Source organism: Streptomyces sp. NPDC051173 (genome assembly GCF_040689515.1).
GTDB lineage: Bacteria > Actinomycetota > Actinomycetes > Streptomycetales > Streptomycetaceae > Streptomyces.
Map to the genome: position 1 here is coordinate 1 of NZ_JBFBBD010000029.1, position 21,686 is coordinate 21,686.

Annotated in this window: 22 protein-coding genes; 15 read left to right on the top strand and 7 right to left on the bottom strand. The window is 72.0% G+C overall.

Going from position 1 to position 21,686, the window contains the following annotated elements; all coding sequences use genetic code 11:
- Positions 1 to 318 precede the first annotated feature (318 nt).
- The 8 genes from AB0435_RS17350 to AB0435_RS17385 all read left to right on the top strand — a co-directional run bounded on the left by AB0435_RS17350 (position 319) and on the right by AB0435_RS17385 (position 6,308).
- Positions 319 to 501 (top strand): thiocillin family RiPP, encoded by a 183-nt coding sequence (locus tag AB0435_RS17350; protein WP_366004795.1) that lies wholly within the window; start codon positions 319 to 321, stop codon positions 499 to 501.
- 44 nt (positions 502 to 545) lie between these two features.
- Positions 546 to 719: a thiocillin family RiPP gene (locus AB0435_RS17355; protein WP_366004794.1), complete on the top strand. Its 174-nt coding sequence runs from the start codon at positions 546 to 548 to the stop codon at positions 717 to 719.
- A gap of 53 nt (positions 720 to 772) precedes the next feature.
- Positions 773 to 937, top strand: a complete 165-nt coding sequence (locus AB0435_RS17360) for a thiocillin family RiPP (protein WP_366004793.1) — start codon at positions 773 to 775, stop codon at positions 935 to 937.
- Positions 938 to 968: 31 nt separating this feature from the next.
- Positions 969 to 1,154 carry a thiocillin family RiPP gene (locus AB0435_RS17365; protein ID WP_361522298.1) on the top strand — a complete coding sequence of 62 codons (186 nt, stop codon included), beginning with the start codon at positions 969 to 971 and terminating at the stop codon, positions 1,152 to 1,154.
- A 118-nt stretch (positions 1,155 to 1,272) separates the two neighbouring features.
- Positions 1,273 to 2,490: a PqqD family peptide modification chaperone gene (locus AB0435_RS17370; protein WP_366427335.1), complete on the top strand. Its 1,218-nt coding sequence runs from the start codon at positions 1,273 to 1,275 to the stop codon at positions 2,488 to 2,490.
- On the top strand, positions 2,487 to 5,087 hold the full coding sequence (locus AB0435_RS17375; protein ID WP_366427336.1) for a hypothetical protein: 2,601 nt from the start codon (positions 2,487 to 2,489) through the stop codon (positions 5,085 to 5,087). The genes AB0435_RS17370 and AB0435_RS17375 overlap by 4 nt, the downstream gene beginning before the upstream one ends.
- Before the next feature lie 2 nt (positions 5,088 to 5,089).
- The gene (locus AB0435_RS17380) at positions 5,090 to 6,052 is read left to right on the top strand and encodes a lantibiotic dehydratase C-terminal domain-containing protein (protein WP_366004790.1); all 963 of its coding nucleotides are present in this window, start codon (positions 5,090 to 5,092) and stop codon (positions 6,050 to 6,052) included.
- Positions 6,053 to 6,110: 58 nt separating this feature from the next.
- Positions 6,111 to 6,308 (top strand): hypothetical protein, encoded by a 198-nt coding sequence (locus AB0435_RS17385; RefSeq protein ID WP_366004789.1) that lies wholly within the window; start codon positions 6,111 to 6,113, stop codon positions 6,306 to 6,308.
- A gap of 118 nt (positions 6,309 to 6,426) precedes the next feature.
- Here the strand turns inward: AB0435_RS17385 and AB0435_RS17390 are convergent, their stop codons facing one another.
- Positions 6,427 to 7,074: a response regulator transcription factor gene (locus AB0435_RS17390; RefSeq protein WP_366004788.1), complete on the bottom strand. Its 648-nt coding sequence runs from the start codon at positions 7,072 to 7,074 to the stop codon at positions 6,427 to 6,429.
- A 245-nt stretch (positions 7,075 to 7,319) separates the two neighbouring features.
- On the opposite strand from AB0435_RS17390, the gene AB0435_RS17395 reads away from it, so the two are divergent.
- The 4 genes from AB0435_RS17395 to AB0435_RS17410 all read left to right on the top strand — a co-directional run bounded on the left by AB0435_RS17395 (position 7,320) and on the right by AB0435_RS17410 (position 10,733).
- Positions 7,320 to 7,778: a helix-turn-helix domain-containing protein gene (locus tag AB0435_RS17395; RefSeq protein WP_366004787.1), complete on the top strand. Its 459-nt coding sequence runs from the start codon at positions 7,320 to 7,322 to the stop codon at positions 7,776 to 7,778.
- Between the two features lie 9 nt (positions 7,779 to 7,787).
- Positions 7,788 to 8,303, top strand: a complete 516-nt coding sequence (locus tag AB0435_RS17400; RefSeq protein WP_366004786.1) for a hypothetical protein — start codon at positions 7,788 to 7,790, stop codon at positions 8,301 to 8,303.
- Complete coding sequence (locus tag AB0435_RS17405; RefSeq protein WP_366427337.1) at positions 8,300 to 9,430, top strand: MAB_1171c family putative transporter; 1,131 nt, start codon at positions 8,300 to 8,302, stop codon at positions 9,428 to 9,430. The genes AB0435_RS17400 and AB0435_RS17405 overlap by 4 nt, the downstream gene beginning before the upstream one ends.
- 79 nt (positions 9,431 to 9,509) lie before the next feature.
- Positions 9,510 to 10,733 (top strand): amidohydrolase family protein, encoded by a 1,224-nt coding sequence (locus tag AB0435_RS17410; protein WP_366004784.1) that lies wholly within the window; start codon positions 9,510 to 9,512, stop codon positions 10,731 to 10,733.
- 76 nt (positions 10,734 to 10,809) lie between these two features.
- Here AB0435_RS17410 and AB0435_RS17415 read toward each other — a convergent pair whose 3' ends face one another.
- Positions 10,810 to 11,649 (bottom strand): DUF4190 domain-containing protein, encoded by an 840-nt coding sequence (locus AB0435_RS17415; RefSeq protein WP_366427338.1) that lies wholly within the window; start codon positions 11,647 to 11,649, stop codon positions 10,810 to 10,812.
- Positions 11,650 to 12,207: 558 nt separating this feature from the next.
- On the opposite strand from AB0435_RS17415, the gene AB0435_RS17420 reads away from it, so the two are divergent.
- Together AB0435_RS17420 and AB0435_RS17425 are read left to right on the top strand one after the other, a co-directional pair.
- Positions 12,208 to 13,095: a phenylalanine 4-monooxygenase gene (locus AB0435_RS17420; protein ID WP_366004782.1), complete on the top strand. Its 888-nt coding sequence runs from the start codon at positions 12,208 to 12,210 to the stop codon at positions 13,093 to 13,095.
- Between the two features lie 261 nt (positions 13,096 to 13,356).
- Entirely contained in the window at positions 13,357 to 15,159 is a 1,803-nt protein-coding gene (locus AB0435_RS17425) for a prolyl oligopeptidase family serine peptidase (RefSeq protein ID WP_366427375.1), read from the top strand.
- Here AB0435_RS17425 and AB0435_RS17430 read toward each other — a convergent pair.
- The 5 genes from AB0435_RS17430 to AB0435_RS17450 all read right to left on the bottom strand — a co-directional run bounded on the left by AB0435_RS17430 (position 15,086) and on the right by AB0435_RS17450 (position 20,553).
- On the bottom strand, positions 15,086 to 15,985 hold the full coding sequence (locus AB0435_RS17430; protein WP_366427339.1) for an SURF1 family protein: 900 nt from the start codon (positions 15,983 to 15,985) through the stop codon (positions 15,086 to 15,088). The genes AB0435_RS17425 and AB0435_RS17430 overlap by 74 nt on opposite strands.
- 72 nt (positions 15,986 to 16,057) lie before the next feature.
- Positions 16,058 to 17,236: a hypothetical protein gene (locus AB0435_RS17435; RefSeq protein ID WP_366004780.1), complete on the bottom strand. Its 1,179-nt coding sequence runs from the start codon at positions 17,234 to 17,236 to the stop codon at positions 16,058 to 16,060.
- Positions 17,233 to 17,811 (bottom strand): SigE family RNA polymerase sigma factor, encoded by a 579-nt coding sequence (locus AB0435_RS17440; protein WP_366004779.1) that lies wholly within the window; start codon positions 17,809 to 17,811, stop codon positions 17,233 to 17,235. Before AB0435_RS17440 ends, AB0435_RS17435 begins: the two co-directional genes overlap by 4 nt.
- A 373-nt stretch (positions 17,812 to 18,184) precedes the next feature.
- Complete coding sequence (locus AB0435_RS17445) at positions 18,185 to 19,285, bottom strand: aspartate-semialdehyde dehydrogenase (RefSeq protein ID WP_366427340.1); 1,101 nt, start codon at positions 19,283 to 19,285, stop codon at positions 18,185 to 18,187.
- Complete coding sequence (locus AB0435_RS17450; protein WP_116213049.1) at positions 19,282 to 20,553, bottom strand: aspartate kinase; 1,272 nt, start codon at positions 20,551 to 20,553, stop codon at positions 19,282 to 19,284. Before AB0435_RS17450 ends, AB0435_RS17445 begins: the two co-directional genes overlap by 4 nt.
- A gap of 328 nt (positions 20,554 to 20,881) precedes the next feature.
- Here AB0435_RS17450 and AB0435_RS17455 point away from each other — a divergent pair, with 328 nt between their 5' ends.
- Positions 20,882 to 21,640, top strand: coding sequence for a hypothetical protein (locus AB0435_RS17455; RefSeq protein WP_366004777.1), 759 nt, complete (start codon positions 20,882 to 20,884; stop codon positions 21,638 to 21,640).
- The last annotated feature ends 46 nt before the right edge of the window (positions 21,641 to 21,686 follow it).

The following is a 21,686-nucleotide window of genomic DNA, read 5'->3' on the forward strand; positions in this document are numbered from 1 at the left end:
ACAGCCTGCCCGAGGAGCAGCGGAAGCAGGCCGGGGCAGACCCCCGAACCGCGCGTTGGCCACGGTCCGCACCATCCAGCCCGTCCGGCGATTGAGGACGCGGCCGCAGGCCGCCCTCGCCGCAGGCGGCAACGGACCCGCAGCCGGGGGTCTGGGGCACAAGCCCCAGTTTCGGGAAGGGGCGGGGCTGGGGAACAAAGCGCCGCAGGCGTAAGCAACCCGCCCCCGCCAACACCCCCGCCCCACAGACTCCGTGCCCTCACCGAGGACACGGCTCCACTCGAGGACACCCGTCCTCCCACCCGAAGGAACACCGACATGCTCGCTCAGAACACCGAGCCGATGACCCTCGACCTCTTCGCCGAGGACACCTCCCTCGTCGTCGACGCCCTGCCCAACGAGGCCGCGCTCGCCTCCGTCGCCACGGTCGGTTCCCTGGGCTGCCTGACCTGCCCGGGCTCGACCTTCATGACCAGCGGTACCGCCAGCTCGCAGGGCTGATCCGGACCGCGGGAAACAACCGACCCTCCTGAAAGGAGCACTCCATGCGTGAGATCGACCCGATCGATCTGTTCGCCGAGGACGCCGCCGGCCTGACGGCCGAGGTCCTCGACGACGCGGCCCTGCTGGGGACGTGGGGTTCATTCGGCACGTTCACCAGCTTCGCCTGCCCGGCGTCGAGCGCGGCGACCAGCGCCAGCGCCTCGTCCGCCGGCTGATTCAGCGGCTCTCACAGAGCCCTCAAAGAGCCCTCAGAGAGAAGGACGTCACCATGAACGACCAGATCCAGGTCGACCTCTTCGCCGAGGACTTCGGCGGCCTCCAGGCCGAGCAGCTGAACGAGACCGTGCTGCTCGGCACGTGGACCTCGACCAGCAGCCTCGGCTCGGCGGGTTCGACCGCCTCCACCGCGAGCACCGCCTCCTGCACCAGCTGAGGCTCCGCACCTTCCGGAAAGGATCTCCACCATGCTCCGCACCGACTCGGTGATCACCGACGCGTTCGCGATCGACCTCAGCGTCGAGGACATGACCGTCGAGCAGCTCGACGACGCGGCCCTGCTGGGCACCGCCGGCAGCTTCGGCACGGGCGCCTGCGCCAGCTGCCCGGCCGCCTGCTTCACCAGCGCCGGCTCGTTCTCCTCGGCGGGCTGATCACTCAGGCCGCCGCACCGCTCATGAGCTGAGGCCGTGAGCAACGCCGCCGGGTCGGCAATGTGCAAGATTGCCGACCCGGCGGCGCCATCCGTCAGTATTCCCCAGGAGGTCAGCCATGCGACTCCCCGCAGCGGCCACCACCCGTACGAAAGCCGCGGCCGGTGACGCGGGTGCGCGGCACAGTGCGCAGGCGCCCCAGGGCCCCGAGGCCCCCGAGGCCCCCGAGGCCCCCGAGGACACAGCCTGGCTCGACACCGCGCCGCTCGCCCTGAAGGACTCCATCGAGCAGATGGACGGCATCGACGGGCGCCCCCTGCTCTTCGACACGGAGACCGGGCAGTACGTCGCCCTGTCCCGCGCCGGGACCGTCATCCTGACCCTCCTCGACGACGCTCCCACGGCCCGCGAGGTGGTCCGCCGGGTGACGGCCTCCTCCTCCGCGGACCCGGGGCACATCGAGACGTCCGTCATGCGTTTCTTCGGGGAGCTGAGGCAGGCGGGCGTGCTGACCCTCGCGCCGCAGGGACAGAACCGCAGACAGCGGCTGATGAAGCACTCGCTGCGCCAGCGCATGCCGAGGTTCGCCCTCACGCGCTCGGTGCACGTGCTCCTGGAGCCCGTCGCCCGGCTGCTGCGGAGGCTGCCGGTCGCGGCGGTCGTCACCTGCTGGCTGCTGCTGGTGGCCGCGGGCGCGGGAGCGGTCTGCGTGGCACTCGCGGAACGCGGCGTACCGCACCTGTCCTCCTGGGCGTGGCTGGCCATGCTGCTGCTCGCCGCGCAGATCGCCGTCCACGAGCTCGGGCACGCCCTGGTGTGCCAGTACCTCCGGGTGCCCGTGCGCGAAGCGGGCGTCACGCTGATGCTCTACGTCATGCCGGTCGCGTACGTCGACCGGACGGACACCTACCGTGTGCGCAGCCGTGCCCCCCGGGTGCTCATCGCCCTGGCCGGGCCGCTCAGCGACGCCATCTGGGCGGGCGTGACCGCCGTGGTGCTGCTGTCCACGCACGGCGCCGTGGCCGATGTGGCCGGCGCGCTGCTCTACTCCCAGCTCTTCCTGATGATGATCAACCTCAATCCCCTGCTGCCGTCGGACGGTTACCAGGCCCTGGAGTCGGCGATGGGTTCCGTCAATCTGCGCGGACGTTCCTTCGCCTATCTGACGCACCTGGTCACCCGCGTGCCCCTGCCCAGCCACCTGCTCACCGCCTCCCGCGCGAAGCGGGCCGGCTATCTGACGTTCGGCGGACTGTGCCTGGCGTACGGGGTGTTCATGGTCGGAGCGGTGCTGCTCTCCTGGTGGCACATCATCGAGGCGGTGCGCGGAGCATGACGACCGCCCCGTCCCTCGCCTCTGTGAACAAGCTCGCCTCTGTGGACAAGCTCGCGCCCGCGGACCGGCTCGCCCCTGCCGACGGTCTGGTCCCCTCCCTGTCGCCCTTCACCCTGCACCGGGTCAACGGCCTGCCGGTCGAGGCCCTCGACGTGACGCTGCGGGAGACTTCCGCCTCCCTCGCCGCCGAGACCGTCCTGGAGGCGGAACTGCGGTCTGCCGCAGGCCCCTTGGCCGACGCCCTGCACGCGGTGGTCCCCTCCCTGGACGACGCTCCCGGCGTGCGCCGCACCGTCCTGGCCCTGCGCCGCGCCGTCCACAACGGCCGCCCGTACGTCCTCACCGGCGACCGGGCGCGCGAGGTGGACGCCGTCCTGGACCCGGAGGCCCGCGAGCTCGCGCGCCGCTGGCTGGACCGGATGCACCGCCTCACGGAGGCCCGGACCGAGACGGACGCCGCGTACGCCCGGGAGACCGCCGCCGCCACCGGGCGGCTGCGCGAGCTGCTCACCCACCGGGGCCTGTCCCAGGGGCTCGCGCACGCCGCCCCCGGGCTGCTGCGCCATCTGACGAGCAAGCCGCTGCACCCGCACGGCAAGGCGTCCCGCGCGGTCTTCGGCTACGCGTCCCGCGCGGCGCTCAAGACCAGCCCCTTCTCCCGGCTGACGGCAGTCGCGCTCGACGGCGGTACGGCCGACGGCCGCGCGCTGACCTACGTCTCCCAGCAGCACGTCCGCTCCTGGCTGGACCTGCTCGGCCGGGACGAGCTCCTCGCCGCGGCCTTCGAGGCCGAGCCCAACGACGCGGTCCGGTACGTCGCCGGGCGCCCGTACGTCATGACGCCGTCCTACAACCCGAAGGCCGAACTCGCCTGGCGCTCGGACACCCTGGCCGACGCGGGCCTCTACGCGCCGCTCGTGGAGGAGGTGTCCTCCTGGCCGCGCATGCGAGTGACCGAGTGCCTCGAAAGGATCGGCGGGAAGGATCCCTTCGCCGCCTACGTGCGGCTGCTGGACACCGGCCTGCTGCGTATCGTCACTCCCTGGGTGAACGCCGAGGAGCGTCCGCTGTCGGCGCTCGCCCGGGCGCTCGACCGCCTGGACGTCCCGGAGGCCGGCCGGACCGCCGCCCTGCTGCGCGAGGTGGAGGCGGAGACGCACGCCCTCCACGAACTGCCGGGTCCGGAGCGGCTGTCCGCCATCGACCGCCTGGAGACCGTCACACGGACCACCGACGACGCGGCGCTCCCCACGACTCCGTTCGCCGCCTACGAGGACGCGGTCTCCGGCATCCCGGTGGAGCTTCCCGGTGAGCACGTCGGGAGCGATCTGGCCGAACTGGGCCGGACCGTGCGCCCCTACATCTTCCGCTCCTACCTCTACGACTGGCTGCTCGAGGAGTTCGTGCAGCGGTACGGCGAGGGCGGCCGCTGTGACGACGTCGTGCGGTTCCTGTGGGAGGTGGCCGCGGATCCCGCCCACGGACAACGGCTGTCGCACGCACTGATGGCGGACTACCGGGCGATCGGCACGCCCACGGAGCGCGCCTGGCTACCGGTCGGCCGGAGCAGCGCGCCGCCGACCACGGCCGTGCTGTACCAGCTCGCGGCCGAGTCGGCCGACGATGTGCGGGCGGGACGGTACAAGCTGGTCGTGAACCAATACAACCCCGGAATGGGTGGTTTGGTCGCTCGCTTCCGCAGACTGCTGGCCGCTGACCGTCCCGGCGCACCGGACCTGACCGAGGGGCTGCGCACCTGGGCCGACGACGCCTTCCCCGAAGCCGAGCCGCTCCAGGTCACGTTGAGTGGTGACGTCAACGGCATGCACTACGCCGCCGACGGCGTCCTGCCGCCGTTCCACTGGCCGGGCGAGCCCGGTTCCGAAGGCGTGGCACCCGGCGGCGCGCCTGTCGCCCTCCACCATGACGCGGAGAACGGCACCCTGGAGATGACGGGAGCGCTCGGCCGGGCCGTCGCGCCCGTGTACCTCGGCGTCGTCCCGTCCCATCTGGTCTCCGGTGTCGCGCGGTTGCTGCTCTGCCTGGCCGATCCCTGGGTCAACGGCTCCCGGCTGTGCTGCACCCGCAGCCCCCTGGACACGGATCCGCCGCTTCCGGAAGGTGTGGTGGAGGAACTCCCCGCCGACGAACGGGGCCGGCTCGTGCTGGGGCGGCGCACCTGGCGCTTCGCGCCGGGCCAGATGCCACGCCCGGAACACGGCGAGGGCGCCGAGGAGTTCTTCCGCCGTGTGCACCAATGGCGCACGGGCCACGGCATACCGGACGAGGTCTTCCTGTCCCTCAGCGGCTCGGCCTCCGCGGCGTCGGCCGCCGTCCGCAAGCCCCTGTGGCTGTCGTTCCGCAGCCCGCACGCCGTCTGGGCGGCGGTCCACCACACCCGGGACCTCGACCCGGCCACCAGCGTGCGGCTGGCCGAGGCCCTGCCGGGACTGGCCGGGCACTGGGTACGGGACGACGACGGCATGCGGCACGCCACCGAGCACGTGTCGCTGCTGCGCTGGGACCGGCCGCGCCCGGCACGAGAGAGCGACAGCGGGCACGGCCCCGCCCCCTACGCACGGCTGGAGCAGCGATGAGCATGTCGCCACGACCCGTGTCGGCCACGTCCGCCTCGCCCGCGTCCGGCTCCGCCGTGGACGCCGGAGGCTGGTGGTACGCGCGGCTGTATCCCGGCGGCCTGGAGCGCCTGGACGCGTCCGTCGACCGGCTCCTGCCGCCGCTCGTGGACCTCGCCGCGGAGGCCGGCGCGGACCGGTGGTTCTTCATCCGTTACACCGACTGGGACGGCCCTCATCTGAGGGTGCGCTTCCACGGCGGTCGTGACCTGCTGGACGCCCTGCACCGCCGCCTTCCGTCCCTGCGGGCCGACTGCGTACGGCTGGGGCGCGAGAGCGTGGCGGAGTACGACCCGCTGTTCCCGATGATGGACCTGCGGCCCTTCCAGGGGCGCCGGGACGGTGCGGACGTGAGTCTCTACGAGCCCGAGGACGACAAGTACGGCGGGAGCGTGGGCACCCGGCTCGCCGAGGAGGTCTTCGCGCACTCCAGCGACCTGGCCCGGTGGGCCAACGCCTACCCCAGGCTGCCCGACCGCGCGGCGCTCGCGGTGCTGCTGCTGCGCGGGGCGGGCGAGGCGCTGCTGCTCGCCAGCGCCGTCGGGGAAGCGGGGGCGATCGGCCCGGCGCAGTTCTGGCCGCGGCACCTGCAGTGGTGGACACAGGACGCCGGGAGCGAGGCCCCGGTCCTGCGTGATCTGCTCCGGCGCGGTGCGGAGCGCGACGACCGGGGGCTGCGGCAGCGGGCGGAGGCCCTCGACGCCGACCCCGTGGTCCGGCAGTGGACGGATTCCTGGACCGCGGTGCTGACGACGTACCTGAGCCGCACCCGGCGCCATCAAGTGCCGCGCACGACCGGCCATCTCGTTTTCCACCAGGCACATATGATGCTCAACCGGCTCGGCATCCTGCCTCGTGAAGAGGCGATGCTGGGAATCATCGCGGCGTCGATGCGGAATGAAACGGCCCTCGCCGGGCAGGGCTGACGGTAGCCCGGTGACAAGGAACAGCACGACGGCGACAGCCGGAGGACGGAGAGCTCACATGGAACAGCAGGCGTCGGCCAACGGGGGTTCCCCGATGGTCCTCATCGCCGCCCTTGCCGGAATCGTGGCAGCGGTCGGCGCGGTCGTCTTCCAGGAGACCGCGCCGCGCGCGGTGCTCATAGCCCTCTCCGTCGTGCTCTTCGCCACGGCCGGGAACGTCTGGCGGAGCCGCAAGAACCGGAGCGCCGGCGCGTAATTTCGCCGCCGGGTGAACGACGGGCCGGATGCGGTGCTGTGCGCACGGCATCCGGCCCTTTCACGGCCTTTCACGGCCTTTCACGGCCCTGGATTTCACGGCTCCGGAAGCGGAGTCGTCACGCGCTCAACGAGAGTTCCTGGGTCAGCAGGGCTATCTCGATCCGGCTCTTCAGTCCCAGCTTGGCCAGGATGCGGCTCACGTGGGTCTTCACAGTGTTCTCCGCCACCTGCATCCGGCGGGCGATCTGCACATTGGACAGGCCCTTGCTCAGATAGCACGCGACTTCCTGTTCCCGTCGGGTCAGCGACCCGAGGCCGGGCAGTCCGACGGCCGGCGAGGTCTCCGGCGGCGTCACCGAAACGGCGTGCACGAAGGAACGGACCACGGTGGGATCGATGAATCCCTGGCCGCTCGCCACCAGGTGTACGGCATGCACGAGTTGGGCCGGGGTGGCGTCCTTGAGCATGAATCCGACGGCACCCGCCTGAAGGGCGCGCCTGACGTGTGCGGCCAGCCCCAGCGCCGTCAGCACCAGGACGTCGCACCCCCGCTCCACGATGCGCCGGGTCGCCTCGATCCCTCCGGCCGTCGCCAGATAGGCGTCCAGCACGACGAGATCCGGATGGAGCGACTCGCTCATTCCCACGGCCTGCTCGCAGGTGCGCGCCTCCCCCAGCACCTCGATGTCCGGATCCCTCTCCAGGACGCTCACGACCCCCGCGCGCATCGCGTCCTGACCATCGGCGACCACCAGTCGTACCACTACAAATCCCCCCAACGGAGCCCGTTCCCCGTCCGCCGTCACCCGGCGGGGCGGCGCCCCTCTCAGCGGCCACGAGTTCCACGGATCTAGACTCACATGCAAGTGCGCCGATCCACGACATTCACCTGAGTGGAACTCCCGGCGGAGCTTAGCCCGGAGGTCAGGGCGATTCAACTGTGGTGAGAACGGCGGAGTCCATGTACGTTTACACGGGTGGAGAAGAGGGCGATGCCGTGGGAGGCGTCATGAGCGAGCGGGCGAGCCGTAGCCTGGCCGACAAGCTCAATCACCTTTTCGCCAGCGTGAAGCCAAGAGGGGGCCAGGAGTACAGCAACGAGCATGTGGCCGAGGCCATTCGCACGACCGGCGTCACGATCTCGCAGAGCTACATCTGGCAGCTTCGCAAGGACAAGAAGCAGAACCCGACCCTCAAGCATGTGCAGGCCCTCGCGGACTTCTTCGGCGTACCCGCCGCGTATTTCTTCGACGACGAGGTGACGAGCCGCGTCGAGAAGCAACTGGAGCTCCTCAAGGCCGCGCAGGAGCGCCGGGAAGAGGATGTCGCCGGCAAAGACGTGAAGCTGATGGCAATGAGGGCCGGTGAGCTGTCCCAGGAACGCCGCCAACAGGTCATGGATCTGCTGGACGTCGTCTACCGGCTGGAACAAGCGGAACGCCGGGGAGGAATGGACTCCCCCGGCTGAGGAGTGCACGTGAGAGAGCGAGAGCTGCGGCGCCGTTGCAAGCGCGAGCTTCGCGCCCTGGACATCCAGCCGCCCTTGGACGTGGAGGAGTTGTGCAAACTCCTCGGTGAGCGGCGACGGCGGCCCATTCGCCTGGTGCCCTACTCACTGCCGATGCCCGGCCCGTTCGGGGTCTGGATCGCCACCGCGTCCGCGGATTACATCCTGTACCAGCAGGAGACCAGCAAGATCCATCAGGATCACATCATCCTGCACGAGGTCGGCCACATTCTCGCCGACCACCACAGCGACGACGCGGACGACGAATTCTGGCGGGAGATGGCTCCGGACATGTGCCTGGGGACCATCAAGCGGGCCCTGCGCCGCACGTCCTACGACGAGCAGCACGAGCGCGAGGCCGAATTGGTCGCCACCATCATCCTGGAATGGGCCTCCGTCCTGGACCGGGTGACCCCCAGAGCGGCGAGCGACCCGTCCCTGCGCCGGGTGCAGTCGGCCCTCGGAGACCGGCAGGGGTGGCTGTGATCGCCTCCGTCGTCATCGTCGGCGCCGTCCTCGTCACCGCGCTGTGCTGGAAGGCCTTCCAGCTGTCGAAGGCACCGCACGACCACGCGCTGCGCGCCGTCACGCTCTGCCTCGCGTGCGCGACCGTCGCCTTCCCCTTCGGCATCCCGGTGACCGCCCGCGCCTTCGACGCCGTCACGCTCCCGAGCGCCGCCAAGCTCGTGCAGAACGTACTGCTGCTCAGCACGGTCTACTGCCTGATGTGCTTCTACCTCTACTCGGCGACGGACAGCGACCGGGGCCGCAGGCGCGCCCGGTGGGAGCTGATCCCCCTGTCGGTCACGATCGTCGTGATCACCCTGCTGGCCGTGCTCACACCGAACCACGCGACCGGGCACGTCTACGCGAGCGCGGACATGCGGGTCACGCACGTCGCCCTCTTCTATCTGGTGGCCGGTCTCTATCTGTCCTACGCGCTGGCCTCCGCCTTCGCCTGGACCCTGCGCTACGCCCGCGCCTCGGTGCGGCCCCTGGCCACCGGGCTGTGGCTGGCCGCCGGGGCGATGGCCGGCATGGTGCTCTCCAGTGCCGCGCGGGCGGCGTTCATCCTGGTGCGCTGGCTCGGCGGGGACGTGCCGCGGCCGCTGTCCCGGAGCGTCGCGCTGCTCCTCGCGCTCTCCATCCCGGTGTTCGTCATCGGTGTGACCTACCCCGGCATCGCCACCCGCCTCGCGGCGTTCCGCGTCTGGTGGCAGCACCGCCGCAACTACCACCGGCTGCGGCCGCTCTGGCTGCTGCTGCACAAGGCGTATCCGCAGGACGCGCTCGGCCGCGTCCCCACCAACCCCTGGCGGGACGCGCTGCGCGTCCGCAGCGTCCACCGGAGCCACTACCGCAGGGTGATCGAGTGCCGCGACGGCCTGGTGCGCATCAGCCCGTACCTCGCCCGCCTCGGCCTCGCCGACGCCGCTCCGCACAGCGTCCCGCCCGAGGAGCTCGCGGAGAAGCTGCGGCTGGCGCTGCGGGTCTACGATCCGGACGACCAGTCGGCGCAGAAGGCCATCCCCGTGGCGATGCCGGACGGCGACGGACTCGATGCCGACGTCCGGCAGCTGGTGGCCCTGTCGGACGCGCTGAGGGCCACGTGAGCCCGGTCCGGCCCCCGCGTCGGCGGACCGCCGGCGGACAGAGATGAAGCAAGCGATCCCGTACGGAAATGGTGGCGTGATGGACCTCTTGGTCATGGCAGGTCGGGTGCTGACGGAGCCCGGCGGCGGGTACGTGGAGGACGGCGCGGTGTTCGTCCAGGGCGACAGGATCGCCGCGGTGGGACCCCGGGCGGAGGTCGAGGCGGCCGTCCCGGGGGACGTGCGGCGGATATCGCTGCCGGACGCCACGGTGCTGCCGGGGCTCATCGACTGCCATGTGCACCTCGCCTTCGACGCGGGCGCCGACCCGGTCGGCGCCCTCCAGGAGAGCGACGACGCCGGTCTGCTCCTGGGCATGGCCAAGCGGGCCGGGCAGTTGGTGCGCAGCGGTGTCACCACGGCGCGCGACCTCGGCGACCGCGGCGGGCTCGCGATGCGGCTGCGGGACGCGATCGCCCAGGGCGACGTGCCCGGCCCGCGCGTCCTCGCCGCCGGGCGGCCGCTGACCGTGCCGGGCGGGCACTGCTGGTTCCTCGGCGGTGAGGTCGAGGGCGAGGAGGCCATCCGCGAGATGGTGCGCCGCAACGCGGCCGACGGCGCCGACGTCATCAAGGTCATGGCCACGGGCGGCGGGCTGACCAAGGGCGGGCACGCGACCTGGGAGTCGCAGTTCACCGCCGACGAGCTCCGCGTCGTGGTGGCGGAGGCCCGCGCCCTCGGCCTGCCGGTCGCCGCGCACGCGCACGGCACGGAGGGGATCGCCGCAGCGGTGGCCGCCGGGGTGAACACCATCGAGCACTGCACGTGGATGACGGACGGCGGTTTCGACGCCCGTGAGGACGTCGTCGCCGACATCGCCGCCAAGGGGATCCAGGTGTGCCCGGCGGCCAGCCCCAACTGGCGGGCGTTCGCCGAGCGGTTCGGGTACGAGCGGGCCGACGTGCTGTTCGCGCGCGTGCGCTGGATGGCCGAGCAGGGGGTGTCCCTGATCGCCGGTACGGACGCGGGCGTGCCGCGCGCGGAGTTCGACAACCTGGTGGGCAGCCTGGAGTTCTTCCGCTACCTGGGCTTCCCGGAGGCGCGGATCATCGACATGGCGACCGTCGACGCCGCGCGCGCCCTGGGCATCGCCGAGGAGACCGGGCGCCTGGCCGCCGGTTACCGCGCCGACCTGCTCGTCGTCGGCGGCGACCCGCTGGACGATCTGGAGGCCCTGCGCGACGTCCGCCTCGTGCTGGCCGGGGGCCGGCCGCACGTCCCGGAGAACGCTCTGACCCGGCTCACGGGAACGGACCGGGCGTAAGCACGGAAGAGGGGCGCGGAACGGAGGAGGGCCGGAGCGGCACACCGCTCCGGCCCTCCTCACACGCCGCGTCCCGTCACTTGACCGAGCCGCTCCAGGCGGCTTCCTTGTAGGTCACCACGCCCGGTTCGACGCTGACCTCCATGCGGTCGCCGGCCTTCTTCTCGGGCACCAGATAGAGGTAGGTGCCGGAGACCGACTTGCCCGCGTGCGGGCGGCCGGTGACGCCCTGGCTGAAGCCGGTGCCGCTGTCATAGGTGCGCTCCAGGCCCGCGCCGTCGCCGTCGCGCGCCTTGACGGACGTGAGGTCGAGGTCCACGGTCTTGCCCGTGCCGTTCTCGACGGTCACCTCGACCTTGTAGGCGACGTACCCCTCCTTGACGCTGTACCTGCTGAGTTCGGTCTTCTCCGGCTTCGCGACCGTGATCTTGAGGCCGTCCGAGTAACGGGCCGTCCCGCCGAAGTCGAGAGTCTGGGTGTCCGCCTTCGTCAGACCGTCGTCCTCGTCCCCCTCCTCGGACGGCGTGGGCTCCACACCGGCGGAGGCCTCACGGTCTCTGGCGTCTTGGTCGATCCCCTTCTTGACCTCGCCGACGAGGAAGACGGTCAGCACCAGACCGACGACGGACAGGGCGATGCCGACGCCACCGAGCGCGGTGCCCACGATCGCCATCGGCTTGTTCGACGCCAGGCCGTTGCGCGCCCGGTTCCAGCCGACGATGCCGAACACGACGGCCATGATGCCCAGGATCGCCGTGAGCCAGAAGAGGAAGAACACGAACCCGGTCGTCACGGCGATGCAGCCGAGCACCAGCGCGGTGATCCCGGCGCCGTTGCTGGGCAGCACGGGCGGCGGCGGGGGAAAGCCGAGCGGCGGAGCCGGCGGCAGCCCCCAGTGCGGCGGCGGTACGTGCATGCCGGGCGGCGGCATCGGCGGCGCGCCGAACGGCGGCGGAGGCTGCGTGCCGGGCGGCGGGGGTATCTGCGCCCCGGGGAACGGAGGGACCTGCGGTCCGGGTGCCGGGGGAGCCAGGGTCCCGGCCGCCGGCGGACTCTGCTCCCCGGCCGGAGACTGCTCCGTCACGGACGGGGCCGACGCCGCACCGGACGGCAGGGACTCCGTCGCGGAGGAAGCCGGCTCCGTGCCGGGCGGCAGAGGCGACGACAGCGGCTCTGTGCCGAGCGGGGGTTCCGCCACGAGCGGGGATTCCGTCCCGGGCTGCGGCTCTGTCCCGGGCGGCGGAGGAGGAGTGGACGGCGGGGTCGTCATGCACGCGGCTTTCTGGAACAGGACGGGTGGTCGGGTGATGCGGATGCCTGGGACAGCGCGAACGATCTGCCGGCTTTGTTAAATTTTTAGGCAAACCTCGACGAAGCGTATCCTGCGCGCCGGTCGACAGGCGCCTGTAGGCCACCAGTTGTCCCGGACATCGCAGTGGTTACGGTTCGGATCACCATGGGCACCCTGTGTGTCATGAGCGATGCGTGGATGCGGACACCGGTCGCGCCGGACGGGCGCCTGGGCAGAGCGGCGGAGCACCCGGGGCGGCGCGACCGGCGCTACCTGGAGCGGCGCGCGGCGCTGGCGCGCCTGGCCCACGGGCACCGGGTGGGCGACCCCTCGCCGCACGTGACGTACACCGGGAGCGAGCACGCGACCTGGCGCGCGGTCCACGCGGCGCTGGCCGACGCCCACCGCCTGCACGCGCACCGCACGGTCCTGGACGCCGCCGAGGCCGCCCCCGTCCCCGCGGACCACATCCCCCAGCACGAGGAAGTGAGCGCCGAGCTGCGGAAGTTGACCGGGTTCGCGTTCACACCCACCGGGGGATTCGTGGAGAACCGGCGCTTCCTCGGCTCGATGGAGCTCGGGTACTTCCACGCCGTGCAGTTCGTGCGGCACCCGTCGATACCGCTGTACACCCCCGAACCCGACGTGATCCACGACGTGTTCGGGCACGGCATCCACCTGGCGTCCCCCGCCTTCGCCGAGCTCTACCGCCTCTTCGGGCGCGCGGCCCTGCGGGTGCGCACGCGCCAGGCCCTGGACCTGATCAGCCGGGTGTACTGGTTCACGCTGGAGTTCGGCGTGATGGCCGACCGCGCGGAGACCAAGGCATACGGCGCGGCGCTGCTCTCCTCCTCCGGGGAGCTCGCGCAGCTGGGCGGGTGCGAGATCCGCGAGCTGGACCCGACCGACATGGTGCGGACGCACTACCGCGTCTCGGAGTACCAGCCGGTGCTCTTCCGCGCGCGGTCGCCGGAGCACCTCACCGATGTGCTCGCGGCGTTCCTGGAGGACTTCGACGACGAGGAGGGCTCGCGGCTGGCCGTCCACGCGAGCCGCGGCGACCGCTCGTGACCCCGGTGATCAGGGCCACCACCGGCTTCAGGAAGCTGAAATTCCGCACCGACAGGGCACTTTGGAAGGACCGCCGAGGCTCCTCGGCCGCGAAAGTTATCCACAGGCTGTGGCACCCCGCGCCACGATGTCGGACCCGCGGCGCAGAATGGGGCCATGACTGAGAGCAACGGGGCCGGGCCGACCAGCGGGACCACGCAGGCCGAGGAGGGCACGACGGGCGAGGGGGGCACGACGGGCGAGGCGGCGGCGCGGGCCGCCATGCCGGACTGGGAGAAGCGCTTCCGCGCGCCGCGGATCGGACTGCCGCAGTGGGCGGAGGACGCCCCGGACCGCTCGCTGTTCGTCTCGAACGTGACGGGCACCTTCGAGCTGTACGCCTGGGACCGCGCGACGGGCGAGCAGCGCCAGGTGACCGACCGGCCGAACGGCACGACGGGCGGCGTGCTGTCGCCGGACGGCGAATGGATCTGGTGGTTCTCCGATTCGGACGGCGACGAGTTCGGCGTCTGGATGCGCCAGCCCTTCCACGGCGGGGCCGACGAGCCGGCCGCGCCGGGCCTCGCCCCGTCCTATCCCGGCGGCCTGGCCCTGGGCCGGGACGGCACCGCGGTCGTCGGCCGGTCCACGGACAAGGGGGGCTCGACGGTCCATGTGGCGCGCCCCGGTGCCGAGCCCGTCGAGATCTATCACCACGAGGAGTCCGCGGGCGTCGGTGACCTCTCCCACGACGGCACCCTGATCGCCGTCGAGCACACCGAGCACGGCGACGCCATGCACTCGGCGATCCGCATCGTCCGCACCGACGGCACCACCGTCGCCGAGCTGGACGACACCCGCGGCGGCACGGAGGAGCTCGGGCTGACGGCCATGGGCTTCGCCCCGGTCGACGGCGACTCCCGGCTGCTCGTCGGGCACCAGCGGCGCGGCCGCTGGGAGCCGATGCTGTGGGACGCGGCGACCGGCGAGGAGACCGCCCTGGCCCTCGACCTGCCCGGTGACCTGCACGCCGACTGGTATCCGGACGGCTCCGCGCTGCTCGTCGAGCACAGCTTCCAGGCCCGCAGCGAGCTGTGGCGGTACGGGCTGGCCGACGGCGCCCTCAGCCGTCTCGACACTCCCGAGGGCACCGTCTCCGGAGCGCTGCCACGCCCGGACGGCACGGTGGAGTTCCTGTGGTCCTCGGCGGCGACACCGCCCGCCGTCCGGTCCACGAGCGGTCAGCTCGTGCTGGAGCCGCCGCGCGTGCCGGGCGGCATCGGCCGCGCCCCGCACTCGGTCCCGGTCGACGACGCCTGGGTGGAGGGGCCCGGCGGCAAGGTGCACGCCCTGGTGCAGAAGCCGGAGGGCGAGGGTCCCTTCCCGACGGTCTTCGACATCCACGGCGGCCCGACGTGGCACGACAGCGACGAGTTCGCCGCCGGCCCCGCGGCCTGGGTCGACCACGGCTTCGCGGTGGTCCGGGTCAACTACCGCGGTTCGACCGGCTACGGCCGCGCCTGGACGGACGCCCTCAAGCACCGGGTGGGCCTGATCGAGCTGGAGGACATCGCGGCGGTGCGGGACTGGGCCGTGGCGTCCGGCCTCGCGGACCCCGGGCGGCTGGTCCTCTCGGGCGGCTCGTGGGGCGGCTATCTGACCCTGCTGGGCCTGGGCACCCAGCCGGACGCCTGGGCACTCGGCCTGGCGGCCGTGCCCGTCGCCGACTATGTGACGGCCTATCACGACGAGATGGAGGCGCTGAAGGCCCTGGACCGCACGCTGCTGGGCGGCACCCCGGAAGAGGTGCCGGAGCGCTATGCGGCGTCGTCACCGCTGACGTACGTCGACGAGGTGCGCGCGCCGGTCTACATCTCGGCCGGCATGAACGACCCGCGCTGCCCGATCCGGCAGATCGAGAACTACGTCGACCGGCTGAAGGAGCGCTCCCACCCCTTGGAGGTCTACCGCTACGACGCGGGCCACGGCTCGCTGGTGGTGGAGGAGCGGGTCAAGCAGCTCCGGCTGGAGATCGCTTTTGCGGAGCGTCACCTGGGCCGCCGTCCGGACCGCTCGGAGGCGTAGGGCCGTCGCCGCCTGTGGGGCCGGACGGTCCGGCCGGTCCCGCGGGCTCGTCCGGGGCGATGCCGCGCGCGAGGTCCCGCGCGGCCTCCGCCTCACGGCGGAAGAGCCGGAACCACATGAAGACGACGAAGCCGGCGAAGACGAACCACTCACCGGTGTAGCCGAGGTTCTGGAAGGACTTGAGGTCCAGACCGCTGCCGGGCGCGGCGGCCGCGGGCACGGGCGTCATCGCTCCCTGGGCCTCGGGCGCCGTGATCCACGCGTCGTAGACCTCGTACGGCACGAGGTTGACCAGCGTGGCCGCGCTGATGATGCCCACCTGCCCCTTGGGCAGGCCGCTGCCGACCCCCACGCCCTTGGAACCGGGGGTCTCCGCGGACTGGAGGGCGCCGGTGACGGTGACGTGGCCGGCCGGCGGGGCGGGGACGGCGGCGGCGTCCGACCCGGAGTCCGGGTCACCGGGCAGCCAGCCGCGGACGACGGGCAGGGCCTTGCCGCCGTCGGTGCGCAGCAGGGTGAGGACGTAGAAGCCCTTGCGCTCGTTCAGGTCCCGGTCGGGGACGAGCAGCTGGTGCCCGGTGTCGTAGCGGCCGCTGGCGACGGCCCGGCGGCCGGAGGTCACGGTGCTGACCGGCAGCAGGTCGGCCAGTGGCTCGGCCGACGCGGATCGGGCGTCGTCGGCCTGCGTCTGCGCCGCGCGGTGCGAGTCGACACGGGATTCGAAGCGGCCGAGCTGCCAGCTGCCCATGAAGAGGCAGAAGGGGATGGACAGCACGGCGAAGGCGTTGATCCCCCACCAGCGGGAAGTCAGCAGGAACCGATACACACCCCCACGGTACGGGCAGGCCGCCCGCTCCCGGCCAGCACCCCCGGATCCCGGGCCGGGCACGAGCCCCCGCTACGGCGCCGTGGCCAGGGGGCCGGTGCGGTAGACCGTGCCCGCGCAGGCCTCGTTGATCTTCGTGTCCGCTATCGCCGGTTCGCCGACGTCCGGCGTGTGGCTGAGCACCACGCTCGGCGGGGGCGGCGGCGGAGGCGGGTCGGAGACCGAGGGCTTGTTCCCCTCGGCGGACGCGCCCGCCGACGACGAGGGCGCCGCGCTGCCCCCCGGGGTGGGCGTGGCCCCGCCCGTGTTCTTCGCGCAGCCGCTGGGGCCGCCGTCGGAGGCCGGGATCCAGGCGAACTTCACCTCGTACGCCTGGCCGGGCTGGAGGATGACCTCGCTGGGCTCCGCGGTCGGGTTGGGCAGCCCGGTCGCGGCGTCGCCCGGCGTGTGGTCCACGACGGAGACGCGCGCGCTGTCCGCGCTGCCGCGCGCGCTGGCGGCGACCGTGCCCGGCCCCGCCACCGTACAGACGGAGTGGGAGACGTTGACGACGCGGAAGGCGCCGTAGACCCGGCCGTCCTTGTCGGCGGCGCCGACCGTGCCGGAGCCCTTGCCCAGCTGATCGCGGTCGCACGTGGGCGAGACCGCGGCGAAGGTGTTCGCGGGGTCGGGGACGGTGCCGCCCGGGGAGCCGGACGGCTTGATCTCGTTGTCCGGCTTGTCGCCCTCGGGCTTGCGGCCGTCGTCCGTCCGCCGGTCCTTGCCCGCGGGGGCGTCCGGCCGCGGACTCCCGCCGCCCTCGGCGACGCCGTCGCTCAGGCCCTCGTCGCTCTCCTGCTGGGCGTTCTGCGCGCTGGCGGTGTTGGCATGCCGTTCGTCGGTGGCGATGCCGGTGCCGGCGACGTGCAGGAGCGCGGGCAGGGCCGTGCCACCGAGGATCACCGCGGCCGCGACACCGACGAGCGCCTGGCGGCGGCGCGTACGCCGGGCGGGCACGGCACGGCGCAGCTGCTCCAGCGCGTCGGCGGAGGGCTCGATCTCGTCCACCGCGCCGCGCAGCAGCCGCCGCAGGGCCTGTTCGTCGAGCGACTCAGGGGACTCGGGGGACTCGGGTCCGGGCACCCCGGCCGGGCCCGTCGACTCGCGCTCGGACGGTCCGGGGACCGTCGGCCACCCGCTCCGGCCCTCGCCCGGACCGCCGTCGGCCGGGCCCTCGCCGCGCGGGGGGCCGCCGGGAAACTGCTCGTTCATGCCGGAGCCTCCATGGCGACACGGAGGGCCGCGATGCCCCGGGAGCCGTAGGCCTTGACCGATCCGAGCGAGAGGCCCAGGGTCTCGGCGACCTGGGCCTCGGTCATGTCGGCGAAATAGCGGAGGACGAGCACCTCACGCTGGCGGCGCTGCAGTCCGCGCATCGCGGTGATCAATTGGTCTCGCTCCAGCTGTTCGTACGCACCCTCTTCGGCGCTCGCCATGTCGGGCATCGGCTTGGAGAGCAGCTTCAGCCCGAGGATGCGGCGGCGGAGCGCTGATCGGGACAGATTGACGACAGTCTGCCTCAAATAGGCGAGGGTCTTCTCCGGCTCCCGGACGCGGTTGCGCGCGGAGTGCACCCGGATGAACGCCTCCTGCACCACGTCCTCACAGGACGCGGTGTCGTCGAGGAGCAGTGCCGCCAGGCCGAGCAGCGACCGGTAATGGGCGCGGTAGGTCTCGGTGAGGTGGTCGACTGTGGTGCCCGCTGCCATCGCCTCGTCAGCGTCCCCACGCTGGGGCGGCAGCTGGGTGGTGGTCGGGGTGGCCGGCCAGGGAGCGATCACCGGCATACCGCCCGGCGTGCGCGGACGCGGACGCACTGCACTGCTGCGCCGCGGGGCGGTTGCGATGCTGATGACCTCTGCCACGCCTGTTGGACACGCTTCCCCCCGTCAGGGTTGTACGCGTGAGGCAGCCCGTCCGACGGAACACCGCTCGACGATGCGTCATATGCCCTCATGCGTACCAGCTCTTCCTCGATGCCCCGATTTTGGTGCCACCCCGAGAGACGGCATCAAAGACGCTCCCCGCCCCGCCGGCGGTTGCGGTGCGGGGCCGTGGCCACACCGTCGGACAGGGTGTGAATAGTCGAACACACCATCTGCCCAGCTCAAGAGGTCTGGACCAACGACTTGATCACAGGACCTTCACGAATCCTCCGGATCAGGGGGCGTTCAGCTCGGCCGCCACGACCTCCGCGATCTGAGCGGTGTTGAGCGCGGCCCCCTTGCGCAGGTTGTCACCGCAGACGAACAGCTCCAGGGCCTTCGGGTCGTCCAGCGAGCGCCGCACGCGGCCCACCCAGGTCGGATCCGTGCCCACCGCGTCCGCGGGGGTGGGGAACTCCCCCTCGGCCGGGTCGTCGACAAGCACCACGCCCGGCGCGTTGGCCAGGATCTCGTGCGCCTGCTCCACGGTCACGTCCCTCTCGAAACGCGCGTGCACGGCCAGCGAGTGCGTGGTGAGCACCGGTACGCGCACACAGGTCGCGCTGACCCGCAGGTCCGGCAGCCCCAGGATCTTCCGCGACTCGTCGCGGACCTTCAGCTCCTCGGACGACCAGCCGGCCTCCCGCAGGGAACCCGCCCAGGGCACCACGTTCAGCGCCAGCGGAGCCGGGAACGGCCCCAGGTCGTCACCGACCGCGCGCCGCACATCGCCCGGCTTCCCGCCGAGATCCGTGCCCGCGACCGCGGCCAGCTGGGCCCGCAGCGCCTCCACGCCCGCCTGCCCCGCGCCCGAGGCCGCCTGGTACGAGGAGACGATCAGCTCGCTCAGCCCGAACTCGGCGTGCAGCGCGCCCATCGCCACGATCATCGACAACGTGGTGCAGTTGGGGTTGGAGATGATCCCGCGCGGCCGCAGGCGCACCGCGTGCGCGTTGACCTCGGGCACCACCAGGGGCACGTCCGGGTCCATGCGGAAGGCCCCGGAGTTGTCCACGACGACCGCGCCCTTGGCCACGGCCACCGGCGCCCACTGCGCGGCCACCTCGTCCGGCACGTCGAACATCGCGACGTCGACGCCCTCGAACGCCTCCTCGCTCAGCGCGAGGACCTCGGTCTCCTCGCCCCGGACGGTCAGCTTCCGGCCCGCCGAGCGGGCGGACGCGACGAGGCGGACCTCGCCCCACACGTCCGCGCGCTGCGACAGGATGCCCAGCAGCACCGTCCCGACGGCGCCCGTGGCGCCGACGACGGCGAGGGTCGGCCTACGGCCCGTACCCCCCGAGGGGACACGGGCCGCAGAGCCGGTGCCGGTCATCGACCGGTGCCTCCGTAGACGACGGCCTCGTCGCTCTCGGTGTCCAGGCCGAAGGCGGTGTGCACGGCGCGCACGGCCTCGTTCACGTCGTCGGCACGCGTGACCACCGAGATGCGGATCTCGGAGGTCGAGATGAGCTCGATGTTCACCCCCGCGTTCGACAGCGACTCGAAGAACGTCGCGGTGACGCCCGGGTTCGTCTTCATCCCCGCGCCGACCAGCGAGATCTTGGCGATCTGGTCGTCGTAGCGCAGCGAGTCGAAACCGACCCGGTCCTTCGTCCGCTCCAGCGCCTCGATCGCCTTGCGGCCCTCCGTCTTCGGCAGGGTGAAGGAGATGTCGGTCAGACCCGTGGACGCCGCCGAGACGTTCTGCACGACCATGTCGATGTTGATCTCGGCATCCGCGATCGCCCGGAAGATCGTCGCAGCCTCGCCCGGCTTGTCCGGCACCCCGACGACCGTGACCTTGGCCTCGGAGGTGTCGTGGGCAACACCCGAAATGATCGCCTGCTCCATCGGCTGGTCCCCTCGCGGTTCGTTGCTGACCCAGGTGCCCTGGAGCCCCGAGAAGGACGAGCGCACGTGGATCGGGATGTTGTAACGGCGTGCGTACTCGACGCAGCGGTGCAGCAGCACCTTGGACCCGGAGCTCGCCAGCTCCAGCATGTCCTCGAACGAGATCCACTCGATCTTCCGGGCCTTCTTCACGACCCGCGGGTCCGCGGTGAAGACACCGTCCACATCGGTGTAGATCTCGCACACCTCGGCGTTCAGCGCGGCGGCCAGCGCCACGGCGGTGGTGTCGCTGCCACCCCGCCCCAGGGTCGTGATGTCCTTCTTGTCCTGGGACACACCCTGGAAGCCCGCCACGATCGCGATGTTGCCCGCGTCGACGGACTGCTGGATCCGCCCCGGCGTGACATCGATGATGCGCGCTTTGTTGTGGACCGAGTCGGTGATGACCCCGGCCTGGCTACCGGTGAACGACTGCGCCTCGTGACCGAGGTTTTTGATCGCCATCGCCAGCAGCGCCATGGAGATGCGCTCCCCGGCGGTCAGCAGCATGTCGAACTCACGCCCGGCAGGGATCGGGGAAACCTGCCCGGCGAGATCGATCAACTCGTCCGTCGTGTCACCCATCGCGGAAACCACGACAACCACACGGTTGCCGTTCTTCTTGGCTTCCACGATTCGCTTGGCAACCCGCTTGATGCCCTCGGCATCGGCAACGGAGGAGCCTCCGTACTTCTGCACGACAAGGCCCACGTGCGCTCCTCGCAGCTATGTGTAATGCGGTCGGCTCAGTCTAACGAGCGACTGCTTTCGGCCATGCGGATACCGCATGCTGAGACGGTTTCGCTCTCGCCGGTCCCTCTGCCCGCCGCGTCCGCTCCCACGCTCGAAGGTAACCCAGCTCACACCCCTGCCGCCGCCCGGGCCTGGACCGCGCAGTCCCGCCGCAGCCCCGCGCCGCCCCCGCGCCCCGGGGCCGGGGCGACCGGTGATCCACAAAAGGGCCGGGGGAAAATGTCCGCATGATGATCAAGCACTTCTGCTCCGCCCTGCGGAACATGCGCATGCTGCGGGGCCCGCGGTGAGTGCCGAGCGCCCGCCCGCCCCCGCGAGGGCCCGCACGGGGCGGCGGTCGACCCTGGTCGCGGCGGTGGCCGGCGCGGTCTGCGCGATCGCCTCGGCCTATCTGCTGCTGGTCACCGTGCCCGGCGCGCGGGCCGAGGAGCGGCACTTCCGGGCCGCCGCCGCCTGCCGGGCCGACGCGGTGTCGAAGAAGTGCCTGCGGCCCAGGACGGCCACCGTGGACGGGACCGAGACGGTCACCTCCGGCAGGTCGACGCAGTGGTGGCTCTCGGTCACCCAGGACGACGGCACCGATCACCGCATCCGGATGGCCGGACGGCCCCGCGTCTTCCACAAGGTCCAGCCCGGCGACCGCGTGACCGTCACCTACTGGCACCAGAAGAGCCGCTACATCGACTTCCACAACCTGCGGGAGACCACGCACGACAACCCGCGGAACGGCTACCGCCTGCCGTACGCACTCGCCCTGGCGCTGCTGCCCACGGCCGCGGGCTCCCTGTGGGCGGCCTACTGCTTCGGCCGGCGCTCCACGGACTCCCCGCGGCCCTCGCCCCGGCAGCTCGCGGTCCCGTCGGCGGCCGCGCTCCTCGCCGCCCTGCTGGGCGCCGCGTCACCGTGGTACGTCCACGGCGTGTGGAAACCCCTGCTGATCACGGGCGTGGCCACCGTGCCCCTGCTGGTCCACGCCGTCCTCACGCTCCGCCGCGACCGCAAGCTGCCGGACGAGGTGAGCGCGCCCGTACCGTCCGGCGGCTGAGCACCGGAAGCCGGGCGCCTCAGGCGCGGTGGCCGGATCCCGGCAC

Excerpts from the sequence above, each read along its gene's own strand:
- AB0435_RS17350 (WP_366004795.1), top strand. The coding sequence starts at position 319 with ATGCTCGCTCAGAACACCGAGCCGATGACCCTCGACCTCTTCGCCGAG.
- AB0435_RS17355 (WP_366004794.1), top strand. The coding sequence starts at position 546 with ATGCGTGAGATCGACCCGATCGATCTGTTCGCCGAGGACGCCGCCGGC.
- AB0435_RS17360 (WP_366004793.1), top strand. The coding sequence starts at position 773 with ATGAACGACCAGATCCAGGTCGACCTCTTCGCCGAGGACTTCGGCGGC.
- AB0435_RS17365 (WP_361522298.1), top strand. The coding sequence starts at position 969 with ATGCTCCGCACCGACTCGGTGATCACCGACGCGTTCGCGATCGACCTC.
- AB0435_RS17370 (WP_366427335.1), top strand. The coding sequence starts at position 1,273 with ATGCGACTCCCCGCAGCGGCCACCACCCGTACGAAAGCCGCGGCCGGT.
- AB0435_RS17375 (WP_366427336.1), top strand. The coding sequence starts at position 2,487 with ATGACGACCGCCCCGTCCCTCGCCTCTGTGAACAAGCTCGCCTCTGTG.
- AB0435_RS17380 (WP_366004790.1), top strand. The coding sequence starts at position 5,090 with ATGTCGCCACGACCCGTGTCGGCCACGTCCGCCTCGCCCGCGTCCGGC.
- AB0435_RS17385 (WP_366004789.1), top strand. The coding sequence starts at position 6,111 with ATGGAACAGCAGGCGTCGGCCAACGGGGGTTCCCCGATGGTCCTCATC.
- AB0435_RS17395 (WP_366004787.1), top strand. The coding sequence starts at position 7,320 with ATGAGCGAGCGGGCGAGCCGTAGCCTGGCCGACAAGCTCAATCACCTT.
- AB0435_RS17410 (WP_366004784.1), top strand. The coding sequence starts at position 9,510 with ATGGACCTCTTGGTCATGGCAGGTCGGGTGCTGACGGAGCCCGGCGGC.
- AB0435_RS17415 (WP_366427338.1), bottom strand. The coding sequence starts at position 11,649 with ATGCACGTACCGCCGCCGCACTGGGGGCTGCCGCCGGCTCCGCCGCTC.
- AB0435_RS17420 (WP_366004782.1), top strand. The coding sequence starts at position 12,208 with ATGAGCGATGCGTGGATGCGGACACCGGTCGCGCCGGACGGGCGCCTG.
- AB0435_RS17425 (WP_366427375.1), top strand. The coding sequence starts at position 13,357 with ATGCCGGACTGGGAGAAGCGCTTCCGCGCGCCGCGGATCGGACTGCCG.
- AB0435_RS17435 (WP_366004780.1), bottom strand. The coding sequence starts at position 17,236 with ATGAACGAGCAGTTTCCCGGCGGCCCCCCGCGCGGCGAGGGCCCGGCC.
- AB0435_RS17440 (WP_366004779.1), bottom strand. The coding sequence starts at position 17,811 with ATGCCGGTGATCGCTCCCTGGCCGGCCACCCCGACCACCACCCAGCTG.
- AB0435_RS17445 (WP_366427340.1), bottom strand. The coding sequence starts at position 19,285 with ATGACCGGCACCGGCTCTGCGGCCCGTGTCCCCTCGGGGGGTACGGGC.